This is a genomic window from Streptomyces sp. NPDC046349 (genome assembly GCF_055587885.1).
On record NZ_JBVJFK010000011.1, the window covers coordinates 101732 to 122104 of the forward strand.

The window sequence follows — 20373 nt, forward strand, 5'->3', positions numbered from 1 at the left end:
GGATACCTCAGGACTCCTGGGTGAGGGAGACGAGCACGTCGTCCCCTTCGATCTTTACGGGGTATACGGGGACGGGGCGCGTCGCGGGCAGACCGGAGGGCTTGCCGGTGCGCAGGTCGAAGGCCGACCCGTGCAGCCAGCACTCGATCATGCAGTCCTCGACCTCGCCCTCCGAGAGCGAGACGTTCGCGTGCGAGCAGATGTCGTTGATGGCGAACACCTCCCCGTCGGTGGAGACGATGGACACCGGCGTGCCGTCGAGTTCCACCCGCTTGGGGGTGTCCTCCTCCAGCTCGCTCAGCGCGCAGGCCTTGACGTAGTTCATCAGACGGAACCCTGGAGCTCGGCCTCGATCTTGGAGATCAGGCGCTCCTCGATGTCGTCGACACCGATCTGCTGGACGAGCTCGGCGAAGAAGCCGCGGACGACCAGGCGGCGCGCCTCGTCGGCCGGGATGCCGCGGGCCTGCAGGTAGAAGAGCTGCTCGTCGTCGAAGCGGCCGGTGGCGGAGGCGTGTCCGGCGCCGACGATCTCGCCGGTCTCGATCTCCAGGTTCGGCACGGAGTCGACCCGCGCGCCGTCCGTGAGGACGAGGTTGCGGTTCATCTCGTACGTGTCGGTGCCCTCGGCGGTCTTCTCGATGAGCACGTCGCCGATCCAGACGGCGTGGGCGTCCTGGCCCTGCAGGGCGCCCTTGTAGACCACGTTCGACTTGCAGTGCGGCGCGTCGTGGGTGACCAGGAGGCGGTGCTCCTGGTGCTGGCCCGCATCCGTGAAGTACACGCCGAGCATCTCGGCCTCGCCGCCGGGGCCCGCGTAGGTGACGCGCGGGTGCAGGCGGACGACGTCGCCGCCGAAGGTGACGACGACGGACTTGAAGCCGGCGTCGCGGCCGAGAAGGGCATTGTGCTGCGAGGTGTGGACCGCCGTGTCGTCCCAGTCCTGGACGGACACGAAGGTCACCTTGGCGCCGTCGCCGACGAGGATGTCCACGTTGGCGGCGCGCACGCCGTCACCGGTGTGGTCGATCACGATGATCGCCTCGGCGAAGGGCTTCACGTCGAACACGGTGTGGCCGAAGGTCGTGCCGCCCTCACCGTGCAGGGCGATCCGGATGGGCTCGGCGAGCACCGTCTCCTTGGGCACGGTGATGACCGTGGCCTTGGCGAAGGAGGAGAAGGCCTGGGCGGCGACCCGGTCGACGGGGGTGCCGGCCTTGCCGATCCGCTCGTCGCCGCGTTCGACGGACTCGACGGTCACCCCCTCGGGCGCGTCGATCTGGGCCTTCATGGTGCCGTCCGCGACAGCGGTGCCGTCGTGCAGGCCCTTGAGCCGGGCGAGCGGCGTGAAGCGCCACTCCTCCTCACGGCCGTGCGGGACCGGGAAGTCGGCCACGTCGAAGGACGGGGGCGCGCTCATCCGGGTGGCGACGGTGGACTCGGCGGCCACCGCGATCGCGCCGGCGGTGGTGGAGCCCGCCGGAATGTTCTGAGCCTCAGCCATGGCTGTCGTCTTGCTCGCTCTCTTAAAAGAAGCAGGTCTGCGTCTGTGGATGTGCTGCGGGCGGGGCGGTCGGACTAGCCGACCGAGCCCTCCATCTGCAGCTCGATCAGCCGGTTGAGCTCCAGCGCGTACTCCATGGGCAGCTCCTTCGCGATCGGCTCGACGAAACCGCGCACGATCATGGCCATGGCCTCGAACTCGGTGAGGCCGCGCTGCATCAGGTAGAAGAGCTGGTCGTCGGAGACCTTGGAGACGGTGGCCTCGTGGCCCATCGTCACGTCGTCCTCGCGGACGTCCACGTACGGGTACGTGTCCGAGCGGGAGATCGTGTCCACGAGCAGCGCGTCGCACAGCACGTTGGACTTGGAGCCGGCGGCGCCCTCGCCGATCTCGACCAGGCCGCGGTAGGAGGTGCGGCCACCGCCCCGTGCCACCGACTTGGAGACGATGTTGGAGGAGGTGTTCGGCGCCATGTGGACCATCTTGGAGCCGGCGTCCTGGTGCTGGCCCTCGCCCGCGAAGGCGATGGACAGGGTCTCGCCCTTGGCGTGCTCGCCCATCAGGTACACGGCCGGGTACTTCATGGTGACCTTGGAACCGATGTTGCCGTCGATCCACTCCATGGTCGCGCCCTCGTATGCCACGGCGCGCTTGGTGACCAGGTTGTAGACGTTGTTCGACCAGTTCTGGATCGTCGTGTAGCGGCAGCGGCCGCCCTTCTTGACGATGATCTCGACGACGGCGCTGTGCAGCGAGTCCGAGGAGTAGATCGGGGCGGTGCAGCCCTCGACGTAGTGGACGTAGGCGTCCTCGTCGACGATGATCAGCGTCCGCTCGAACTGGCCCATGTTCTCCGTGTTGATGCGGAAGTAGGCCTGGAGCGGGATGTCCACGTGGACACCCTTGGGGACGTAGATGAACGAGCCGCCGGACCACACCGCGGTGTTCAGCGACGCGAACTTGTTGTCGCCGACCGGGATGACCGTGCCGAAGTACTCCTGGAAGAGCTCCGGGTGCTCCTTGAGCGCGGTGTCCGTGTCGAGGAAGATCACGCCCTGCTCCTCCAGGTCCTCACGGATCTGGTGGTAGACGACCTCGGACTCGTACTGGGCCGCCACGCCGGCGACGAGGCGCTGCTTCTCCGCCTCGGGGATGCCGAGCTTGTCGTACGTGTTCTTGATGTCCTCGGGCAGATCCTCCCAGGAAGCGGCCTGCTTCTCGGTGGAGCGCACGAAGTACTTGATGTTGTTGAAGTCGATGCCCGAGAGGTCGGAGCCCCACATCGGCATGGGCTTCTTGTCGAAGAGCCTCAGCCCCTTGAGGCGGAGGTTCAGCATCCACTCCGGCTCGGACTTCTTCGCCGAGATGTCGCGGACGACGTCCTCGGACAGACCCCGCTTGGCGGCGGCACCGGCCGCGTCGGAGTCGGCCCAGCCGTATTCATAGGTGCCCAGGCCATCGAGCTCAGGGTGAGCAGTCTCCGTGGTCATGCGGGGTTCCTCCCGGCCGTACTTGCAGATACTGATGTGTCGGTCTGTGTGGTGCCCGCGCTTCGCGGAATGAACGTCGTGCACACTCCGTCGCCATGGGCGATCGTGGCGAGGCGCTGCACGTGCGTCCCGAGCAGGCGTGAGAAGACCTCGGTCTCCGCCTCGCAGAGCTGCGGGAACTGCTCGGCCACGTGGGCGACCGGGCAGTGGTGCTGGCAGAGCTGTTCACCGCTGTGCGGACCGGGAGCGCTCTTCGCCGTAGCAGCGTACCCGTCCTGCGTCAACGCCTTGGCAAGGGCCTCCGTGCGGCCCTCGGGGGCGGCCGCCTCGACGGCCTCCCGGTAGGTCTGCGCCTGCGATTCCATCCGCGCCCTGGCGAAGGCGGCGACGGCCGCCTCGCCCTGCTCGCCGCCGCCGACGGACTGCGCGATCCAGCGCAGGGCGTCCGCGGCGAGCGTGTCGTAGGACTGGTCGAAGGCGTCGCGGCCGCAGTCGGTGAGTGCGAAGACCTTGGCGGGCCGACCCCGGGTCCGCGCTCCGTACACGCGCTGCTCACGGGCTTCGACCACGTCGTCGGCGACGAGTGTGTCGAGGTGGCGGCGGACGGCGGCCTGGGTGAGGCCGAGGCGCTGGGCGAGGTCGGCGACGGTGGACGGGCCGTGGTCCAGGATCGAGCGCGCCACCCGGTTGCGGGTTGACCGCTCCCCGGTGGTGAGCTCCCCCTGGGGGGCCTCGTTCTGCCGTTCGCCGTATTTCACAACGCCATTGTTGCGTAATTAACCGAGCCCGGACAAGCCGTGACGGACGCCACGCCTGGTGGCCTCTATCACTAAGGGTTACCTTATTTATCTACGGAGAGTTATTCGGAAAGATTTATTCCACTCATCCCCATGCCCGCCTTTCCACCAGGTGCAAGGCCTCCACCTGCACTCATGCACCCACAGCGGCCCCGGCCGCCCGCAGCATCGAGCGCATTGAGAGATCACCGAAACCGGATGGGCCCCCCTGGACCACCAGGCTGAAAAAGCCATGTACGCGGCCGGGTGTCCGCATGGCCCGCCCTCGGCCCGGGGCCCTCCCCGCAGCTCCGTAGACTCACCCACCATGAGCAACGACCCCGCCGTGGAGATCCGCGGACTGGTGAAGCGGTACGGCGCCAAGACGGCGGTGGACGGACTGGACCTCACCGTGCGCACGGCATCCGTCACCGCGGTCCTCGGCCCCAACGGCGCGGGCAAGACGACCACCGTCGAGACCTGCGAGGGCTACCACCGCCCCGACGCCGGCACCGTCCGCGTCCTCGGGCTCGACCCGGTCGCCCGGGCCGAGGCGCTGCGCCCGCGGATCGGCGTGATGCTCCAGTCCGGAGGCGTCTACTCCGGGGCCCGCGCCGTCGAGATGCTGCGTCACACGGCCAAGCTGTACGCCGACCCGCTCGACCCCGACGTCCTGGTGGAACGCCTCGGACTGGGCAGCTGCGGACGCACCCCCTACCGCCGGCTCTCCGGCGGCCAGCAGCAGCGCCTCGGCCTGGCCATGGCCGTCGTGGGCCGCCCCGAGCTGGTCTTCCTCGACGAGCCCACCGCCGGCCTGGACCCGCAGGCCCGCCGTGCCACCTGGGACCTCGTACGCGAACTGCGCGCCGACGGGGTCACCGTCGTCCTCACCACCCACCACATGGACGAGGCCGAGCAGCTCGCGGACGAGGTCGCCATCGTGGACGCGGGCCGGGTCATCGCCCACGGCAGCCCCGAGCAGCTGTGCCGGGGCGGCGCCGAGAACACGCTGCGCTTCACCGGCCGCCCCTCCCTCGACCTGGCCTCGCTGCTGAAGGCGCTGCCCGACGGCACCCAGGCGGCCGAGGTCACCTCCGGCGTCTACCGGGTGACCGGCGAGGTCGACCCCCAGCTGCTGGCGACCGTGGCCTCCTGGTGCGCGCAGAACGGCGTCCTGCCCGACAGCCTCTCGGTCGAGCGGCACACCCTCGAAGACGTCTTCCTCGAACTGACCGGTAAGGAGCTGCGCGCATGAGCGCCGGTACGTTCACCCCCCGCCCGGGGGCCGCGCCCGTGTCCCGCATGATCCTCGCGCAGACGGCGCTGGAGACCCGGATGCTGCTGCGCAACGGCGAGCAGCTGCTGCTGACCGTGATCATCCCGGCGCTGCTCCTGGTGCTGTTCTCCGCCGTCGACATCGTCGACACGGGCGCGGGGAAGTCGGTGGACTTCCTCGCCCCCGGCATCCTCGCCCTCGCCGTGATGTCCACCGCCTTCACCGGCCAGGCCATCGCCACCGGCTTCGACCGCCGCTACGGGGTCCTCAAGCGGCTCGGAGCCTCCCCGCTGCCGCGCTGGGCGCTGATGGCCGCCAAGACCCTCTCGGTGCTGGTCACCGAGGTGCTGCAGATCGCCCTGCTGACCGCGATCGCCCTCGCGCTGGGCTGGTCCCCGCAGGGGAACCCGCTGTCGGTGGCCGCGCTGGTCCTGCTGGGCACCGCCGCCTTCTCGGGACTCGGACTGCTGATGGCGGGCACGCTCAGGGCCGAGGCCACCCTGGCCGCCGCCAACCTCGTCTTCCTGCTGCTGCTGGTCGGCGGCGGGGTCATCGTGCCGATGGAGAAGTTCCCGGAGTCGATGCGGTCCGTCCTGGAGCTGCTGCCGATCTCGGCCCTGACCGACGGGCTGCGCGAGGTGCTCCGGAACGGGGCCGCGCTGCCGTGGGGCGACGCGGCCGTCCTCGCGGCCTGGGCCGTACTCGGACTGGGCGCCGCCGCGCGGCTCTTCCGCTGGGAATGAAACCCTTTCCCTCGCGACGGCGCAGCCGCGAGGATGGGCGCCTCCACACATGAAGCCGGGGGGCGGACATGGTGCAGCGGGAGGCCGTTCTTCGGCTGGACGACCAATGGGCTCGGGTGCGGTCGGGGGCCGCGCAGGCGGAGCCGGCGGAGCGCGAAAGACTCCTCGACGAGCTGATCGGCGCCCTGCGCACCCTGGCGGACGACCCCGAGTGCACCGCCCTGCTCGGGCTGCGCCTCGCCGACCGGGCCGCCCTGCGATTCGCGGCGGGGGACCGCGCCGGCGCCCTCGCCACCATCGAGGAGGGGCTGCGCAGCTCTGAACGCGCCGCCCGGCACACCCCGGAGTACGCCCGCTGGTACGCCCGCGGGCTGATCAACCACGGCGTGTGGCTGGCCTGGCCGCTGAGCGACGCGGACCGGCTGCCGAAGCACCCGCTGGGACCGGCCGCCGACGGGGGCCCCAGCGCCATGGAGCGGGCCGCCGGTGAACGCGCCCGCGATCTGACCCGTACCGCGGTGGAGGTGTGGGCGGGACTGGACCAGCGGGATCCGGTCAATCGTCGAGGCCTGGCCCAGGCCAAGGTGTTCCTCGGGGACCGCCTCGCCGAGCTGGGTCTCACCGAGGACGCGGTGGCCTGGGCCGTGGACGCGGAGTCCGACTTCCGGCAGCTGCTCCTGGCCGATCCCGCCGCGCAGGAGGCCGAGGCCGCCGAGGAGGCGCTCGACCACATCGGACGCCAGCTGGAACTGCGCCTGCGCTACCTGGCCTTCGACGAACTGGTCGGCCTGCGCACGCGGGGGCTGCTGCCCGAGCGGCTGCTGCCCCGGGCCGTGGTGGCCGCCCGCATCCGGTCGGTGGAGGAGCCCGAGATCGCGGCCCGGCTGCACCTCGGGGCCGAACAGGTGCGCACGATGCTGGAGGTCACCCCGTGGCTCGCGGTGTGGCGCTTCGACGTCCGCGGCTCTGACGGGCTGTGGAACGCACTCCCCCACCCCTGGCGCGGCGCCACAGAAGTGAGGAACCGGACGGCAGAGGAGGTGGCAGCCGAATTGGTGCGCGGGTTCACGGGCTCTGCGGACTGTCCCGGCGACGCCGCGCACTGGCGCATCCTCCTCTGGTGGCACGAGGAGGGCGACCCGGCCGGGGCCAGGTTCCGGCTTCTCGCCGCTCCCGACGCACCTCCCCCCACCCCCTCGTGAAAGTTTGCACAAGGGTTCGCCTACGATATGGGGCGTGTTGAACCCCCTCGCATACATCGCCAGCCGCTGGACTCCGTCACCCCGGATCGTCCGGCGGGCCGCGCTCGCCGCGCTCGTCATGAGCGTGGCCATCGTCGTCACCGGCGGCGCGGTGCGGCTGACCGGATCCGGTCTCGGCTGCGACACCTGGCCCAAGTGCACCGACGACAGCCTGATCGCGACGCAGGAGCAGGGCTTCCACGGGGCCATCGAGTTCGGCAACCGGATGCTGACGTACGTGCTCAGCGCCGCCGTCGGCTGGGTGATCGTCGCGGCCCGCTCGGCCGAGCCCTGGCGCCGCTCGCTCACGAGGCTCGGCTGGCTCCAGTTCGCCATCGTGATGGCCAACGCCGTGCTCGGCGGCATCACCGTCATGACGGGCCTCAACCCGTACAGCGTGGCCGGGCACTTCCTGCTCGCGACCACGCTGATCGCCGTGACGACCATCACCTGGCAGCGCGTCGGCGAGGGCGACACCGCCCCCCGCCCGCGCGTCCCCGGGCCGGTGCGCAAGCTGTCGTGGGCGCTGATCTCCACCACCCTCGTCCTGATCGCCGCGGGCACGGTGGTCACCGGATCCGGACCGCACGCCGGTGACAGCAGCGAGATCAAGCGGATGCCGTTCGACTGGGAGGCCACCGCTCACGTGCACGCGGTCGCCGCCTGGGTGGTCTGCGCGCTGGCCGTCGCGATGTGGCTGGTGCTGCGCGTGGTCGACGCCCCCGTCGACATCCGGGCCCGCGCCCGCGACCTGCTGCTCGTGCTGCTCGCCCAGGGCGGCATCGGCTACGTGCAGTTCTTCACCGACGTGCCCGAGGTCCTGGTCGCCGCACACATGCTCGGCTCATGCCTGGTGTGGATCGCCGTGCTGCGGCTCGCGCTGAGCCTGCGCGAGCGGCCGGCCGACCAGCTCGGGGTCCCCGCGCCGGGCGAGGCCCGGCTCTCCTCCGTCTGAGCCGGCCGCGCAGGCCGCCCGGAGACGGCCCTCACGGCCGGTCCAGCCGGTAGACGCGGCGGGCGTTGCCCGCCGCGACCATGGCCGCCACCCGGTCCGCGTCCCGCCAGGACCACGACCCCTCGGCGACCCAGCGGCCCAGCACCCGGGCCAGCGCCTCCCGGAACACCAGGGCGCCCACCGCGTGCAGTTCGGGCAGCCGCCCTCCCCCGCTGGAGAACATCAGCTTCCCGAACGGCGCCAGCTCGAGCAGCTCGGCCAGGACCGCCGAGGCCCGCGCCCCGGTCCGCCCCAGGCCCGCGCCGGCATCGGCGTAGACGTGTGGGAAGGCCTCCGCCAGCCGCGCCGCGTGCCGGTGGTAGGGGTATCCGCCGAGCAGCACCATCCGGGTGCCGAGCCCCTCGGTGGCCCGCACGAACCCGGTCAGTGCCGCGGGGTCCCCCGTACCCGTGTGCAGCTGGAGCGGCAGCCCGGAGGCCACCGCGCTCCAGAGCAGGTGCCGCAGGAGGACGGGGTCCCGTACGGCTCCGCCGCGCGGCCGCCCGGCCAGCCAGCGTCCGGCCGCCCCGCGCACCTCGCCCGGGCCGGGCGGATCGGGATCGAGGACCGTGCCGTCCGCGCGGCCGGGGGCGGCGGCGCACGCGAAGGGCGTGGCGCAGGCGAAGGCCACGGCGCCTGCGGCGGCGTGATGGACGGCCTCGGCGAGATTGGCCAGGAAGGCGGCCACCGTCCCGGAGGTGTCGGCGGCCTGTTCCGCCAGTAACTCCAGCCGGACCGTCTCGAAGGCCTCGGCGTCGGCGGCGAGCGCCAGCTCCTTGGGGGCGGTGAGGTCTCCGGTCGGGCCGGTGTCCACCAGATAGGCGGCGACCTCGGACCCCCGCAGCAGCCGTCGCGCGGACTCGGCCGGGCCCAGCTCGCGGCGCCGGGCCAGATAGCGGGCGGGGGCGGCGTGCGGCTCCAGCCCCAACAGCGGCGGGCACCAGCGGCGGACCGCGAACCCGGTCTGGGTGTCGAAGAAGGTGGTACCCGCCGCGGGCGGGCCGGCCGAGTGGATCAACTGGGCCTCGAAGGTGCCCAGGCCCAGCTCCGTACGGAGGACTCCGTGGCAGTACTGGTCCACCAGGGGCGGCGTTTCGATCATCCGGGCATCCCGTTGCGGACGTGGGGAAGGCGCTTCCACACGTCCTAACGGGTGAGCGGGGTGTGAGGTGTTGCTCGGGCTGTTGACCGAGCCCGCGCGCCGGCCCCCCGGAGGGGTCCGGGGGTGGTCAGGCCGCCGGGTTCTCGGACCCGCCGAGCTGGATGCCCGCCATCCGCGACCACTCGTACGGGCCGGTCCGCACGCGCGCGGCGAACTCCCCGTCGAACTCCTCGTGGAGGGTCAGCCCGGCCTTCTCCGCGGCCAGCTGCGCCACCGCGAAGCTCGGGGCCACCAGGTCGCCCCAGCCGCCGTCCGTGCCCACGAGCACGATGCGGGTGCCGGCCTGGCCGATGTGGGCGAGCTGGCCCTCGGCGCCGCCGTGCTGCTTGGCGAAGGCGCCGATCTGCTTGGCCAGCTTCGCGGCGGTACGGTCCTGCTTCTTGTCCGCGGCGCCTGCGGCGGCCGGGGTGTCTGCGGTGTCTCCCATGGAAGCCATGCTACCGGCGAGTAATCAACGGAGGAAGGGATCCACGGCCACCGCGACGAACAGCAGCGACACATAGGTGATCGACCAGTGGAACAGCCGCATCTCCTTGAGCTTCGCGCCCGTCAGGCCCGCCTTGGCCCGCGCGTGCAGCGCGTGCGCCTCCCACAGCCACCAGCCGCCGGCCAGCAGCGCCACCGAGGTGTAGAACCAGCCGGTGTACCCCAGCGGGGTCAGCAGCAGCGATACGCCGACCATGACCCAGCTGTAGAGGACGATCTGGCGCGCCACGACCTTGTTGCCGGCGACGACCGGGAGCATCGGAACGCCGACGCGCGCGTAGTCGTCGGCCACCTTCATCGACAGCGGCCAGTAGTGCGGCGGCGTCCAGAAGAAGATGACGAGGAAGAGGATGACGGCGGCCCAGGAGACCTCGTTGCGGACCGCGGACCAGCCGATGAGCACCGGCAGGCAGCCCGCGATGCCGCCCCAGACGATGTTCTGGGTCGTGCGCCGCTTCAGCAGCATCGTGTAGACGACCACGTAGAAGAGGAGCGCGCCGAGCGAGAGCGCGGCCGACAGCCAGTTGACGAGCAGCCCGAAGAACAGGGTGGAGACCACGCCGAGCGTGATGCCGAAGACCAGACACTCCCGCGGGCTGACCATGCCGGTCACGAGCGGGCGCTGGGAGGTCCGGTCCATCAGCGCGTCGATGTCGCGGTCGATGTACATGTTCAGCGCGTTGGCGCCGCCCGCGGACAGGTAACCGCCGACACAGGTCACCAGGACCAGCCACAGCGACGGCACGCCCTGCTCCGCGAGGAACATGACCGGCACTGTGGTGATCAGCAGAAGTTCGATGATCCGCGGCTTGGTCAATGCCACGAAAGCCATGACGCGGGTCCCGAACGGCCGGTGACCGGGGCTCGTCCCGAGCACCCCCGCTGGACGGGATTCGACGGCCGTCACGCACACCCCTGAGAGAGAATCCAGCAAGCTCCGACTCGGGCCGTTCACAACATGGAGGCCCGGTTAAGGCTTGCGCGTACCACGCCACTGTAGACGTTGCGCTTACGTCGCCCCGCGCCGGGGTCGCCTCGTGTTGGGCCGATCGGACCGTGCATACATACGGGGGACGACGCCCGCCGCACCCCCGTGGCCGGGTGAACGCCGGTCGGCGGCGCGATGACGGACCGCCTGCACTCGAATAGCTGCACGCCGTTGCGGGGGTAGGCTCGGAATCTCCGGTGCACCGTTCGTCACCGGGATACAAACATGTGGAGAGGAGCCCTGACCCACGGTGAGCACCAAGCCGACCACCACAGAGCTCGAGTGGACCGAACTGGACCAGCGGGCCGTCGACACCGCCCGAATCCTGGCCGCTGACGCGGTCCAGAAGGTCGGAAACGGCCACCCCGGTACGGCGATGAGCCTGGCCCCCGCCGCATACACCCTCTTCCAGAAGGTGATGCGGCACGACCCGGCGGACCCCGAGTGGGTGGGCCGCGACCGTTTCGTGCTCTCCGCGGGGCACTCGTCCCTGACCCTCTACACCCAGCTCTACCTGGGCGGGTTCGGGCTCGAGCTGGACGACCTGAAGTCGTTCCGCACCTGGGGCTCCAAGACCCCCGGCCACCCGGAGTACGGCCACACCGCCGGCGTCGAGACGACCACCGGCCCCCTCGGCCAGGGTGTCGCCAATGCGGTGGGCATGGCCATGGCCGCCCGCTACGAGCGCGGCCTCTTCGACCCGCAGGCGGCCCCGGGTACCTCCCCGTTCGACCACATGGTCTACGCGGTCGCGGGCGACGGCTGCCTCCAGGAGGGCATCTCCCACGAGGCGTCCGCCCTGGCCGGCCACCAGAAGCTCGGCAACCTCGTCCTCATCTGGGACGACAACCACATCTCCATCGAGGGTGACACGGAGACGGCCGTCTCCGAGGACACCATGAAGCGCTACGAGGCGTACGGCTGGCACGTCCAGCGCGTCGAGCAGCAGGAGAACGGCGACCTCGACCCGAAGGCGCTGTTCGCCGCGCTGCAGGCCGCCAAGGCCGTCACGGACCGCCCGTCCTTCATCGCGGCCCGCTCGATCATCGCCTGGCCCGCACCGCACGCCCAGAACACCGAGGCCGCCCACGGCTCGGCGCTCGGCGACGACGAGGTCGCGGCCACCAAGCGCGTGCTCGGCTTCGACCCGGAGCAGACCTTCGAGGTCGCCGACGAGGTCATCGCCCACACCCGCAAGGCGCTGGACCGGGGCCGCGAGGCCAAGGCCGCCTGGGAGAAGGACTTCTCCGCCTGGCGCACCGCCAACCCCGAGCGCGCCGCCGAGTTCGACCGCATCAACGCCAACGAGCTGCCCGCTGGCTGGGAGGACCAGCTCCCCGTCTTCGAGGCCGGCAAGGGCGTGGCCACCCGCGCCGCCTCCGGCAAGGTCCTGCAGGCACTCGGCGCGGTCATCCCGGAGCTGTGGGGCGGCTCGGCCGACCTGGCCGGCTCCAACAACACCACCATCGACAAGGACTCCTCGTTCCTGCCGGTGGGCAACCCGCTGCCGGAGGCCGACCCGTACGGCCGCACCATCCACTTCGGCATCCGCGAGCACGCCATGGCCGCCGCCATGAACGGCATCGCCCTGCACGGCCACACCCGTATCTACGGCGGCACCTTCCTGGTGTTCTCCGACTACATGCGCAACGCCGTGCGCCTGTCCGCCCTGATGCACCTGCCGGTGACCTACGTGTGGACGCACGACTCCATCGGCCTCGGCGAGGACGGTCCGACCCACCAGCCGGTCGAGCACCTCGCCTCGCTGCGCGCCATCCCGGGCCTGACCATCGTGCGCCCGGCCGACGCGAACGAGACCGCGATCGCCTGGCGCGAGATCCTCAAGCGCCACACCAAGGTGTTCGGCAAGGGCACCCCGCACGGTCTGGCCCTCACCCGCCAGGGCGTGCCGACGTACGAGGCCAACGAGAACACCGTCAAGGGCGGCTACGTGCTGTTCGAGGCCGAGGGCGGCGACGCCCAGGTCGTCCTCATCGGCACCGGTTCCGAGGTCCACGTGGCCGTGGAGGCGCGCGAGCAGCTCCAGGCCGCCGGCATCCCGACGCGCGTGGTCTCCATGCCGTCCGTCGAGTGGTTCGAGGAGCAGGACCAGGCGTACAAGGACAGCGTCCTGCCGCCCTCCGTCAAGGCCCGGGTCGCGGTCGAGGCGGGCATCGGCCTGACCTGGCACCGCTACGTCGGTGACGCGGGCCGGATCGTGTCGCTGGAGCACTTCGGTGCCTCGGCCGACGCGAAGGTGCTGTTCCGCGAGTTCGGGTTCACGCCGGAGGCCGTTGCCGCCGCCGCCCGCGACTCCCTCGCCGCCGCCGCGCGCTGACGCCCGTACTACACCAGTAGGAGATGCAATTCCCATGACAGACGCACTCAAGCGCCTCTCCGACGAAGGCGTGGCGATCTGGCTGGACGACCTGTCCCGCAAGCGCATCACGTCCGGCAACCTGGCCGAGCTCATCGACCAGTCGCACGTGGTCGGTGTCACCACCAACCCGGCGATCTTCCAGAAGGCCATCAGCGGCGGCGAGGGCTACGAGCAGCAGCTCACCGACCTCGCGACCCGCAAGGTCACCGTGGAGGAGGCGCTGCGGATGATCACGACGGCGGACGTCAGGGACGCCGCCGACATCCTGCGCCCCGTCTACGACCGCACCGACGGCCAGGACGGCCGCGTCTCGATCGAGGTCGACCCCCGTCTGGCCCACCGGACCGCGGCGACGATCGCCGAGGCCAAGCAGCTCGCCTGGCTGGTGGACCGGCCGAACACGCTCATCAAGATCCCGGCGACGAAGGCCGGCCTGCCGGCGATCACCGAGGTCATCGGCAAGGGCATCAGCGTCAACGTCACGCTGATCTTCTCGCTGGAGCGCTACCGCGAGGTCATGGACGCGTACCTGGCCGGCCTGGAGAAGGCCAAGGCCGCCGGCCTGGACCTCTCACTGATCCACTCGGTCGCCTCCTTCTTCGTTTCCCGCGTGGACACCGAGATCGACAAGCGTCTGGACGCCGTCGGCACCGACGAGGCGAAGGCCCTGAAGGGCAAGGCGGCACTCGCCAACGCCCGCCTGGCCTACGAGGCCTACGAGGAGGTCTTCTCCTCGGACCGCTGGACCGCCCTCGAGCGCGCCGGAGCCAACAAGCAGCGTGCGCTGTGGGCCTCGACGGGTGTCAAGGACCCGGCGTACAAGGACACCCTGTACGTGGACGACCTGGTCGCCCCGAACACGGTGAACACCATGCCGGAGGCCACCCTGGAGGCCACCGCGGACCACGGGCAGATCACGGGTGACACCGTGCGCGGCACCTACGAGCAGGCCCGCGCCGAGCTCGATGCGGTCGCGAAGCTGGGCATCTCGTACGACGATGTGGTGCAGCTGCTCGAGGACGAGGGCGTCGAGAAGTTCGAGGCGTCCTGGAACGACCTGCTGAAGTCGACCGAGGCGGAGCTCCAGCGCCTCGCCCCCACGGAGGCCTGACCACTTTGTCTGTAAACGGAGCGAACCCGCTTCGTGACGCACAGGACCGGCGGCTCCCGCGCATCGCGGGGCCGTCCGGCCTGGTCATTTTCGGCGTTACGGGTGACCTGTCGCGCAAGAAGCTGATGCCTGCCGTCTACGACCTGGCCAACCGCGGCCTGCTGCCGCCGGGCTTCTCCCTCATCGGGTTCGCCCGCAGGGAGTGGGAGCACGAGGACTTCGCCCAGGAGGTGTACGAGGCGGTCAAGGAGCACTCGCGCACCCCCTTCCGTGAGGAGGTCTGGCAGCAGCTGGTGCAGGGCTGCCGGTTCGTCCAGGGCGACTTCGACGACGATGCCGCCTTCGAGACGCTGAAGGCGACGATCGACGAGCTCGACAAGGCGCAGGGCACGGGCGGCAACTTCGCCTTCTACCTGTCCGTGCCCCCGAAGTTCTTCCCCAAGGTGGTCCAGCAGCTCAAGGACCACGGTCTGGCGCAGAAGGAGGGCTCCTGGCGGCGTGCCGTCATCGAGAAGCCCTTCGGCCACGACCTGAAGAGCGCCGAGGAGCTCAACAAGGTCGTCCACGAGGTCTTCCCGCGTGACGAGGTCTTCCGGATCGACCACTACCTCGGCAAGGAGACCGTCCAGAACATCCTGGCGCTCCGCTTCGCCAACACGATGTTCGAGCCGATCTGGAACCGGTCGTACGTCGACCACGTGCAGATCACCATGGCCGAGGACATCGGCATCGGCGGCCGGGCGGGCTACTACGACGGCATCGGCGCGGCCCGTGACGTCATCCAGAACCACCTGCTCCAGCTGCTCGCGCTGACCGCGATGGAGGAGCCCGGCTCCTTCCACCCCAAGGCGCTGGTGGCGGAGAAGCTCAAGGTCCTGACGGCGGTGCAGCTGCCGGAGGACCTGGGCAAGCACACCGTGCGCGGCCAGTACGCGGCGGCCTGGCAGGGCGGCGAGAAGGTCGTCGGATACCTCGAAGAGGACGGCATCGACCCCAAGTCGAAGACCGACACCTACGCGGCCATCCGTCTGGAGATCAACAACCGCCGCTGGGCGGGCGTCCCCTTCTACCTGCGGACGGGCAAGCGCCTGGGCCGCCGGGTGACCGAGATCGCGGTGGTCTTCAAGCGGGCCCCGTACCTGCCGTTCGAGTCGGGCGCGACCGAGGAGCTGGGGCAGAACGCCCTGGTCATCCGGGTCCAGCCGGACGAGGGCGTCACGGTCCGCTTCGGGTCGAAGGTTCCGGGCACCTCGATGGAGGTCCGGGACGTCACGATGGACTTCGCCTACGGCGAGTCCTTCACGGAGTCGAGCCCCGAGGCGTACGAGCGCCTCATCCTCGACGTGCTCCTCGGCGACGCGAACCTCTTCCCCCGGCACCAGGAGGTCGAGCTGTCCTGGAACATCCTCGACCCGATCGAGGAGTACTGGGACAAGCACGGCAAGCCCGCGCAGTATCCGGCGGGCACCTGGGGGCCGGTCGAGGCGGACGAGATGCTCGCACGAGACGGACGGAGCTGGCGCCGGCCATGAAGATCGACCTCACGGAGACCAACTCCAGCAAGATCAACGCCGCGATGGTGCAGGCACGCCGGGACATCGGCACGCCGGCCGTCGGCATGGTCCTCACGCTGGTGATCGTGACCGACGAGGAGAACGCGTACGACGCGCTCAAGTCGGCGAACGACGCGTCCCACGAACACCCCTCGCGGATCGTCGTCGTCATCAAGCGGGCCAGCCGCTCGCCCCGCAGCCGCCGTGACGCCCGGCTCGACGCGGAAGTCCGCGTCGGGGCGGACGCGGGCAGCGGGGAGACGGTCGTGCTGCGCCTTCACGGCGAACTGGTCGACCACGCCCAGTCGGTGGTTCTCCCGCTGCTCCTTCCGGATGCGCCTGTGGTCGTCTGGTGGCCGGACGGTGCTCCCACGGACCTGGCGGGCGATCCGCTGGGTGCGCTCGGGCAGCGCCGGATCACGGACACGTACTCCTGCGAGGACCCGGTCGGCACGCTCGGCTCCCGGGCCGGGGCGTATGCGCCCGGGGACACGGACCTGTCGTGGACCCGGATCACCCCGTGGCGCTCCATGCTGGCGGCGGCACTGGACCAGCAGGCCCTGGCGGTCGTCTCGGCGACCGTGGAGGGCGAGGGCGACAACCCGAGCTGTGAACTGCTGGCCATGTGGCTGGCGGACCGGCTCCAGGTCCCCGTCCGCCGCACGCTGTCGGCGGGTCCGGGTCTGACGGCCGTGCGCCTGGCGACCAAGGACGGCGACATCGTCCTGAACCGGGCGGACGGCGGGCTGGCCACGCTGTGCATGCCGGGGCAGCCCGACCGGAACGTGGCGCTCAAGCGCCGCGACACGGCCGAGCTCCTGGCGGAGGAGCTGCGCCGGCTGGACCCGGACAACACGTACGAGGCTTCGCTGAAGTACGGGGTGTCCCAGCTGGCGGCGCACGCGCCGGCGCCCGAGGCCGAGGCCGAGGCTCCGGCGGAGGCCGCTCCGGCGAAGGCCCCGGCCCCGAAGCCGGCCGCCAAGCCTGCGAAGAAGGCCCCGGCCAAGTAACCGACCCGCTGCGCGGAGGCCTTCCCCCACCCCGCCCCGCCTCTTCCCGAACCGGGTCTCCGGAAGCGATGAAGGGGCGGGGCGGGGAGGAGCACCGCGCGACGGCCTCGGCCCCCTGAACTCCACAGAAGGCGGCAGCACATGGGTATGACGACTCCTCAGGTCGTCGTCCACCGGGACAAGGAACTGATGGCCCAGGCCACCGCGGCCCGGCTCATCACGAAGATCGTGGATGCTCAGGCGGCCCGCGGCACCGCGTCCGTGGTCCTCACCGGCGGGCGCAACGGCAACGGCCTGCTCGCCGCGCTGGCCACCGCCCCTGCCCGCGACGCGATCGACTGGCACCGGCTCGACCTGTGGTGGGGCGACGAGCGCTACCTGCCCGCCGACGACCCCGAGCGCAACCACACCCAGGCCCGCGAGGCCCTCCTGGACTCCGTCCCGGTCGATCCCGCCCGCGTGCACGCCATGCCGGCCTCGGACGGCCCGTACGGCGCCGACGTGGACGCGGCGGCCGCCGCGTACGCGGCCGAGCTGGCGCGGGCGGCCGGCCCGGAGGACCACGGTCCGGTTCCCCGCTTCGACGTGCTGATGCTGGGCGTCGGCCCGGACACGCACGTGGCATCGCTCTTCCCCGAGCACCCGGCGACCCGGGAGACCGAGCGCGCGGTGGTCGGCGTGCACGGCGCGCCCAAGCCCCCGCCCACCCGGATCTCGCTGACCCTCCCGGCCATCCGGGCGGCCCGGGAGGTCTGGTTGCTGGCGGCCGGCGAGGACAAGGCCGGAGCGGTCTCCATCGCCCTCGGCGGCGCCGGCGGCGTGCAGGCTCCGGCCGCGGAGGCGTACGGGCGCTCGCGCACCCTGTGGCTCCTGGACCGCGCGGCGGCGGCCAAGCTGCCGTCCGGGATGTACCCTCCGGCCTCCTCCTGACGGTCGCCCGGCAGGAGCCGGCACCAGGGGCCCGCCCTCCCCGGGAGAGCGGGCCCCTGGCGCGTGCGTCAGCTGCGTCCGCGCAGCTTCCGGTAGGTGGCGACCAACTCCTGCGTGGAGGGATCAAGGCCGGGCACGTCCGCCCCTTCGGTCAGTGCGGGCTCGACGCGCTTGGCGAGGACCTTGCCGAGCTCGACGCCCCACTGGTCGAAGGAGTCGATGTTCCACACGGCGCCCTGGACGAACACCTTGTGCTCGTAGAGGGCGATCAGCTGGCCGAGCACACCGGGGGTGAGCTCCGTGGCCAGGATGGTGGTCGTCGGGTGGTTGCCGTGGAAGGTCTTGTGCGGGACCAGCGACTCCGGCGCGCCTTCCGCGCGGACCTCGTCGGCCGTCTTGCCGAAGGCCAGGGCCTGGGTCTGCGCGAAGAAGTTGGCCATCAGCAGGTCGTGCTGGGCCGCCGGGGCCGCCTCCAGCTCGGCCACCGGCTTGGCGAAGCCGATGAAGTCCGCGGGGATCACCTTCGTGCCCTGGTGGATCAGCTGGTAGTAGGCGTGCTGGCCGTTGGTGCCGGGCGTGCCCCAGACCACCGGGCCGGTCTGCCAGTCGACCGGATTGCCGTCGCGGTCCACGGACTTGCCGTTGGACTCCATGTCCAGCTGCTGCAAGTACGCGGTGAAGCGGGAGAGGTAGTGGCTGTAGGGGAGCACGGCGTGCGACTGGGCGTCGAAGAAGGCGCCGTACCAGATCCCCAACAGGCCCATCAGGAGCGGGGCGTTCTCCTCGGCGGGCGCCGTACGGAAGTGCTGGTCCATCAGGCGGAAGCCGGCCAGCAGGTCGCGGAAGGCGCCCGGACCGATCGCGATCATGAGGGAGAGCCCGATGGCGGAGTCGAAGGAATAGCGTCCGCCGACCCAGTCCCAGAACTCGAACATGTTGGCCGGATCGATGCCGAACGCGGTGACCTTCTCCGCGTTGGTCGACAGCGCCACGAAGTGCCGTGCCACGGCGGCCTGGTCACCGCCCAGGCCCGCGAGCAGCCAGCCGCGCGCCGACGTGGCGTTGGTGATGGTCTCAATGGTGGTGAAGGTCTTGGAGGCGATGATGAACAGGGTCTCGGCGGGGTCCAGGTCGCGCACGGCCTCGTGCAGGTCCGCGCCGTCGACGTTGGACACGAAGCGCACGGTCAGGCCGCGGTCGGCGAAGGCGCGCAGGGCCTCGTAGGCCATCGCGGGGCCCAGGTCGGAGCCGCCGATGCCGATGTTGACGACGTTCCTGATGCGCTTGCCGGTGAAGCCGGTCCAGGCCCCCGACCTGATCTGCTCGGAGAAGGCCGCCATCTTGTCGAGGACCGCGTGCACGCCGGGGACGACGTCCTCGCCGTCCACCTCGACGACGGCGTCGGCCGGCGCCCGCAGCGCGGTGTGCAGGACCGCCCGGTCCTCGGTCGTGTTGATCTTCTCGCCGCGGAACATGGCCTCGCGCAGTTCGGCCACTCCTGTCGCCGCGGCCAGCTCGCGCAGCAGCTCCAGCGTCTCGTCGGTGACGAGGTGCTTGGAGTAGTCGATGTGCAGGTCCCCGACCCTCAGGGTGTAGCCGGCGCCGCGGCCGGGATTCTCCTCGAACAGCTGCCGCAGGTGCGTGTGCCCGAACTCCTCCCGGTGCTTGCCGAGTGCCAGCCACTCCGGCGTCCGGTTGAGCTTCGCCCTGCTCTCTGCGTTCATCTCCGACATCAACCCGTTTCTTCCGTCCTGTCGTGCCCCGCCGTTCACCAACTTAAGGGATCACAAGCGACGCAACGCACACAAAGAGGCCCGGCCCCGCAGGAGAGCTTCCTGCGGGGCCGGGCCTCACGTCACATTCGCCGGGCGGTGTCAGATCTCGCCCCGGAGCTTGGCGAGCGCCTCGGCGAGGATCGCCTCGCCGTCGGCGTCCGAGCGCCGTTCGCGCACGTACGCCAGGTGCGTCTTGTACGGCTCGGTGCGCGGCGGCGCGGGCGGGTTGTCCCGGTCCTGGCCGGCCGGGAACCCGCAGCGCGGGCAGTCCCAGGTGTCCGGCACCTGCGCGTCGCTGGCGAAGCTCGGCTGCGTCTCGTGCCCGTTCGAGCACCAGAAGGAGATGCGCAGGCGGGGCGCGGACTCGCCGCGCTCCGCCTCACCCATCGGCCCCGCTCCGACCCGGCTACCACGGATCGCGTTGCCACTTGCCACGGTCGTAACTCCCTGCGTGATGGTGCCGCGGAGTATGAGTGGAATTTCCGCCGCGGAGCGCCCAAGTCTACGTAAGGCCCAACGCACGTCCAGTGAGCGGAGTTACTGATTCCACGTCGTGAACGCCAGCCTCATCATAGGTCGGGCGATGCCGACCGGACTGCCGGAATGGCGAGAACGGTCAGGTGCTCGACTTCATCACCAGGCCGAGCGCGACGATGCACGCAAACCAGAGCAGACCCACGACGACGGTGATGCGGTCCAGGTTCCGCTCCGCGACGGAGGAGCCGCCGACCGACGACTGCATGCCGCCGCCGAACATGTCGGAGAGGCCGCCGCCCTTGCCCTTGTGCATCAGCACGAGCAGCATCAGCAGGGCGCTGAAGACGATCAGGGCGATCGAGAACCCCATAATCACGGCTGATTCCTACTTTCTGGCTTTTCAGGCTTTCCGGCTTTGCGGGATGTGCGCGGGGGCCAGCGGCTGGTGGTCCAGCCCCTGGCCCCCGCAAGGGTACGA

At 70.8% G+C, this 20373-nt stretch carries 19 protein-coding genes; 9 read left to right on the forward strand and 10 right to left on the reverse strand.

Features of this window, described 5'->3' with window-relative positions:
- Positions 1-7 precede the first annotated feature (7 nt).
- The 4 genes from ACZ6JS_RS25435 to ACZ6JS_RS25450 form a co-directional block, all read right to left on the reverse strand.
- Positions 8-325, reverse strand: coding sequence for a bifunctional 3-phenylpropionate/cinnamic acid dioxygenase ferredoxin subunit (locus tag ACZ6JS_RS25435; protein ID WP_136232716.1), 318 nt, complete (start codon positions 323-325; stop codon positions 8-10).
- Positions 325-1503, reverse strand: a complete 1179-nt coding sequence (sufD, locus tag ACZ6JS_RS25440) for a Fe-S cluster assembly protein SufD (protein WP_469301237.1) — start codon at positions 1501-1503, stop codon at positions 325-327. The genes ACZ6JS_RS25435 and sufD overlap by 1 nt, the downstream gene beginning before the upstream one ends.
- Positions 1504-1577: 74 nt before the next feature.
- Positions 1578-2993 (reverse strand): Fe-S cluster assembly protein SufB, encoded by a 1416-nt coding sequence (gene sufB / locus ACZ6JS_RS25445; RefSeq protein WP_469301238.1) that lies wholly within the window; start codon positions 2991-2993, stop codon positions 1578-1580.
- Entirely contained in the window at positions 2990-3751 is a 762-nt protein-coding gene (locus tag ACZ6JS_RS25450) for a helix-turn-helix transcriptional regulator (protein WP_030846248.1), read from the reverse strand. The genes sufB and ACZ6JS_RS25450 overlap by 4 nt, the downstream gene beginning before the upstream one ends.
- A gap of 346 nt (positions 3752-4097) precedes the next feature.
- Here ACZ6JS_RS25450 and ACZ6JS_RS25455 point away from each other — a divergent pair, with 346 nt between their 5' ends.
- The 4 genes from ACZ6JS_RS25455 (at position 4098) to ACZ6JS_RS25470 (ending at position 7984) form a co-directional block, all read left to right on the forward strand.
- Entirely contained in the window at positions 4098-5024 is a 927-nt protein-coding gene (locus ACZ6JS_RS25455; RefSeq protein ID WP_469301240.1) for an ABC transporter ATP-binding protein, read from the forward strand.
- Positions 5021-5788 (forward strand): ABC transporter permease, encoded by a 768-nt coding sequence (locus ACZ6JS_RS25460; protein WP_469301243.1) that lies wholly within the window; start codon positions 5021-5023, stop codon positions 5786-5788. The genes ACZ6JS_RS25455 and ACZ6JS_RS25460 overlap by 4 nt, the downstream gene beginning before the upstream one ends.
- Before the next feature lie 68 nt (positions 5789-5856).
- Positions 5857-6990, forward strand: coding sequence for a hypothetical protein (locus tag ACZ6JS_RS25465; RefSeq protein ID WP_469301245.1), 1134 nt, complete (start codon positions 5857-5859; stop codon positions 6988-6990).
- A 4-nt stretch (positions 6991-6994) separates the two neighbouring features.
- Positions 6995-7984: a COX15/CtaA family protein gene (locus tag ACZ6JS_RS25470; protein ID WP_469301246.1), complete on the forward strand. Its 990-nt coding sequence runs from the start codon at positions 6995-6997 to the stop codon at positions 7982-7984.
- A gap of 31 nt (positions 7985-8015) precedes the next feature.
- On the opposite strand, the gene ACZ6JS_RS25475 is transcribed toward ACZ6JS_RS25470, so the two are convergent.
- The 3 genes from ACZ6JS_RS25475 to ACZ6JS_RS25485 form a co-directional block, all read right to left on the reverse strand.
- Positions 8016-9125, reverse strand: coding sequence for an amidohydrolase family protein (locus ACZ6JS_RS25475; RefSeq protein WP_469301248.1), 1110 nt, complete (start codon positions 9123-9125; stop codon positions 8016-8018).
- 127 nt (positions 9126-9252) lie between these two features.
- Positions 9253-9612, reverse strand: a complete 360-nt coding sequence (locus ACZ6JS_RS25480) for a hypothetical protein (RefSeq protein ID WP_469301249.1) — start codon at positions 9610-9612, stop codon at positions 9253-9255.
- Positions 9613-9636: 24 nt separating this feature from the next.
- Positions 9637-10584: a heme o synthase gene (locus ACZ6JS_RS25485; RefSeq protein ID WP_469301575.1), complete on the reverse strand. Its 948-nt coding sequence runs from the start codon at positions 10582-10584 to the stop codon at positions 9637-9639.
- A gap of 325 nt (positions 10585-10909) precedes the next feature.
- Here ACZ6JS_RS25485 and tkt point away from each other — a divergent pair, with 325 nt between their 5' ends.
- The 5 genes from tkt (at position 10910) to pgl (ending at position 17643) form a co-directional block, all read left to right on the forward strand.
- On the forward strand, positions 10910-12997 hold the full coding sequence (gene tkt, locus ACZ6JS_RS25490; RefSeq protein ID WP_469301250.1) for a transketolase: 2088 nt from the start codon (positions 10910-10912) through the stop codon (positions 12995-12997).
- Positions 12998-13031: 34 nt separating this feature from the next.
- Positions 13032-14150, forward strand: a complete 1119-nt coding sequence (tal, locus tag ACZ6JS_RS25495; RefSeq protein ID WP_469301252.1) for a transaldolase — start codon at positions 13032-13034, stop codon at positions 14148-14150.
- Positions 14151-14155: 5 nt separating this feature from the next.
- On the forward strand, positions 14156-15682 hold the full coding sequence (gene zwf / locus ACZ6JS_RS25500; protein ID WP_030766695.1) for a glucose-6-phosphate dehydrogenase: 1527 nt from the start codon (positions 14156-14158) through the stop codon (positions 15680-15682).
- On the forward strand, positions 15679-16713 hold the full coding sequence (gene opcA / locus ACZ6JS_RS25505; protein WP_469301254.1) for a glucose-6-phosphate dehydrogenase assembly protein OpcA: 1035 nt from the start codon (positions 15679-15681) through the stop codon (positions 16711-16713). The genes zwf and opcA overlap by 4 nt, the downstream gene beginning before the upstream one ends.
- Before the next feature lie 147 nt (positions 16714-16860).
- On the forward strand, positions 16861-17643 hold the full coding sequence (pgl, locus tag ACZ6JS_RS25510) for a 6-phosphogluconolactonase (protein ID WP_469301256.1): 783 nt from the start codon (positions 16861-16863) through the stop codon (positions 17641-17643).
- 68 nt (positions 17644-17711) lie between these two features.
- Here the strand turns inward: pgl and pgi are convergent, their stop codons facing one another.
- The 3 genes from pgi to secG all read right to left on the reverse strand — a co-directional run bounded on the left by pgi (position 17712) and on the right by secG (position 20265).
- Positions 17712-19367 carry a glucose-6-phosphate isomerase gene (gene pgi, locus ACZ6JS_RS25515; RefSeq protein WP_469301577.1) on the reverse strand — a complete coding sequence of 552 codons (1656 nt, stop codon included), beginning with the start codon at positions 19365-19367 and terminating at the stop codon, positions 17712-17714.
- A gap of 150 nt (positions 19368-19517) precedes the next feature.
- Positions 19518-19853, reverse strand: a complete 336-nt coding sequence (locus ACZ6JS_RS25520; RefSeq protein WP_010352468.1) for an RNA polymerase-binding protein RbpA — start codon at positions 19851-19853, stop codon at positions 19518-19520.
- Between the two features lie 181 nt (positions 19854-20034).
- Positions 20035-20265: a preprotein translocase subunit SecG gene (gene secG, locus ACZ6JS_RS25525; protein WP_469301580.1), complete on the reverse strand. Its 231-nt coding sequence runs from the start codon at positions 20263-20265 to the stop codon at positions 20035-20037.
- Between the last annotated feature and the right edge of the window lie 108 nt (positions 20266-20373).

Coding starts and splice junctions, on each gene's coding strand:
- ACZ6JS_RS25435 (WP_136232716.1), bottom strand. CDS start 325: ATGAACTACGTCAAGGCCTGCGCGCTGAGCGAGCTGGAGGAGGACACC.
- sufD (WP_469301237.1), bottom strand. CDS start 1,503: ATGGCTGAGGCTCAGAACATTCCGGCGGGCTCCACCACCGCCGGCGCG.
- sufB (WP_469301238.1), bottom strand. CDS start 2,993: ATGACCACGGAGACTGCTCACCCTGAGCTCGATGGCCTGGGCACCTAT.
- ACZ6JS_RS25455 (WP_469301240.1), top strand. CDS start 4,098: ATGAGCAACGACCCCGCCGTGGAGATCCGCGGACTGGTGAAGCGGTAC.
- ACZ6JS_RS25460 (WP_469301243.1), top strand. CDS start 5,021: ATGAGCGCCGGTACGTTCACCCCCCGCCCGGGGGCCGCGCCCGTGTCC.
- ACZ6JS_RS25465 (WP_469301245.1), top strand. CDS start 5,857: ATGGTGCAGCGGGAGGCCGTTCTTCGGCTGGACGACCAATGGGCTCGG.
- ACZ6JS_RS25475 (WP_469301248.1), bottom strand. CDS start 9,125: ATGATCGAAACGCCGCCCCTGGTGGACCAGTACTGCCACGGAGTCCTC.
- ACZ6JS_RS25480 (WP_469301249.1), bottom strand. CDS start 9,612: ATGGGAGACACCGCAGACACCCCGGCCGCCGCAGGCGCCGCGGACAAG.
- tal (WP_469301252.1), top strand. CDS start 13,032: ATGACAGACGCACTCAAGCGCCTCTCCGACGAAGGCGTGGCGATCTGG.
- opcA (WP_469301254.1), top strand. CDS start 15,679: ATGAAGATCGACCTCACGGAGACCAACTCCAGCAAGATCAACGCCGCG.
- pgl (WP_469301256.1), top strand. CDS start 16,861: ATGACGACTCCTCAGGTCGTCGTCCACCGGGACAAGGAACTGATGGCC.
- pgi (WP_469301577.1), bottom strand. CDS start 19,367: ATGAACGCAGAGAGCAGGGCGAAGCTCAACCGGACGCCGGAGTGGCTG.
- secG (WP_469301580.1), bottom strand. CDS start 20,265: ATGGGGTTCTCGATCGCCCTGATCGTCTTCAGCGCCCTGCTGATGCTG.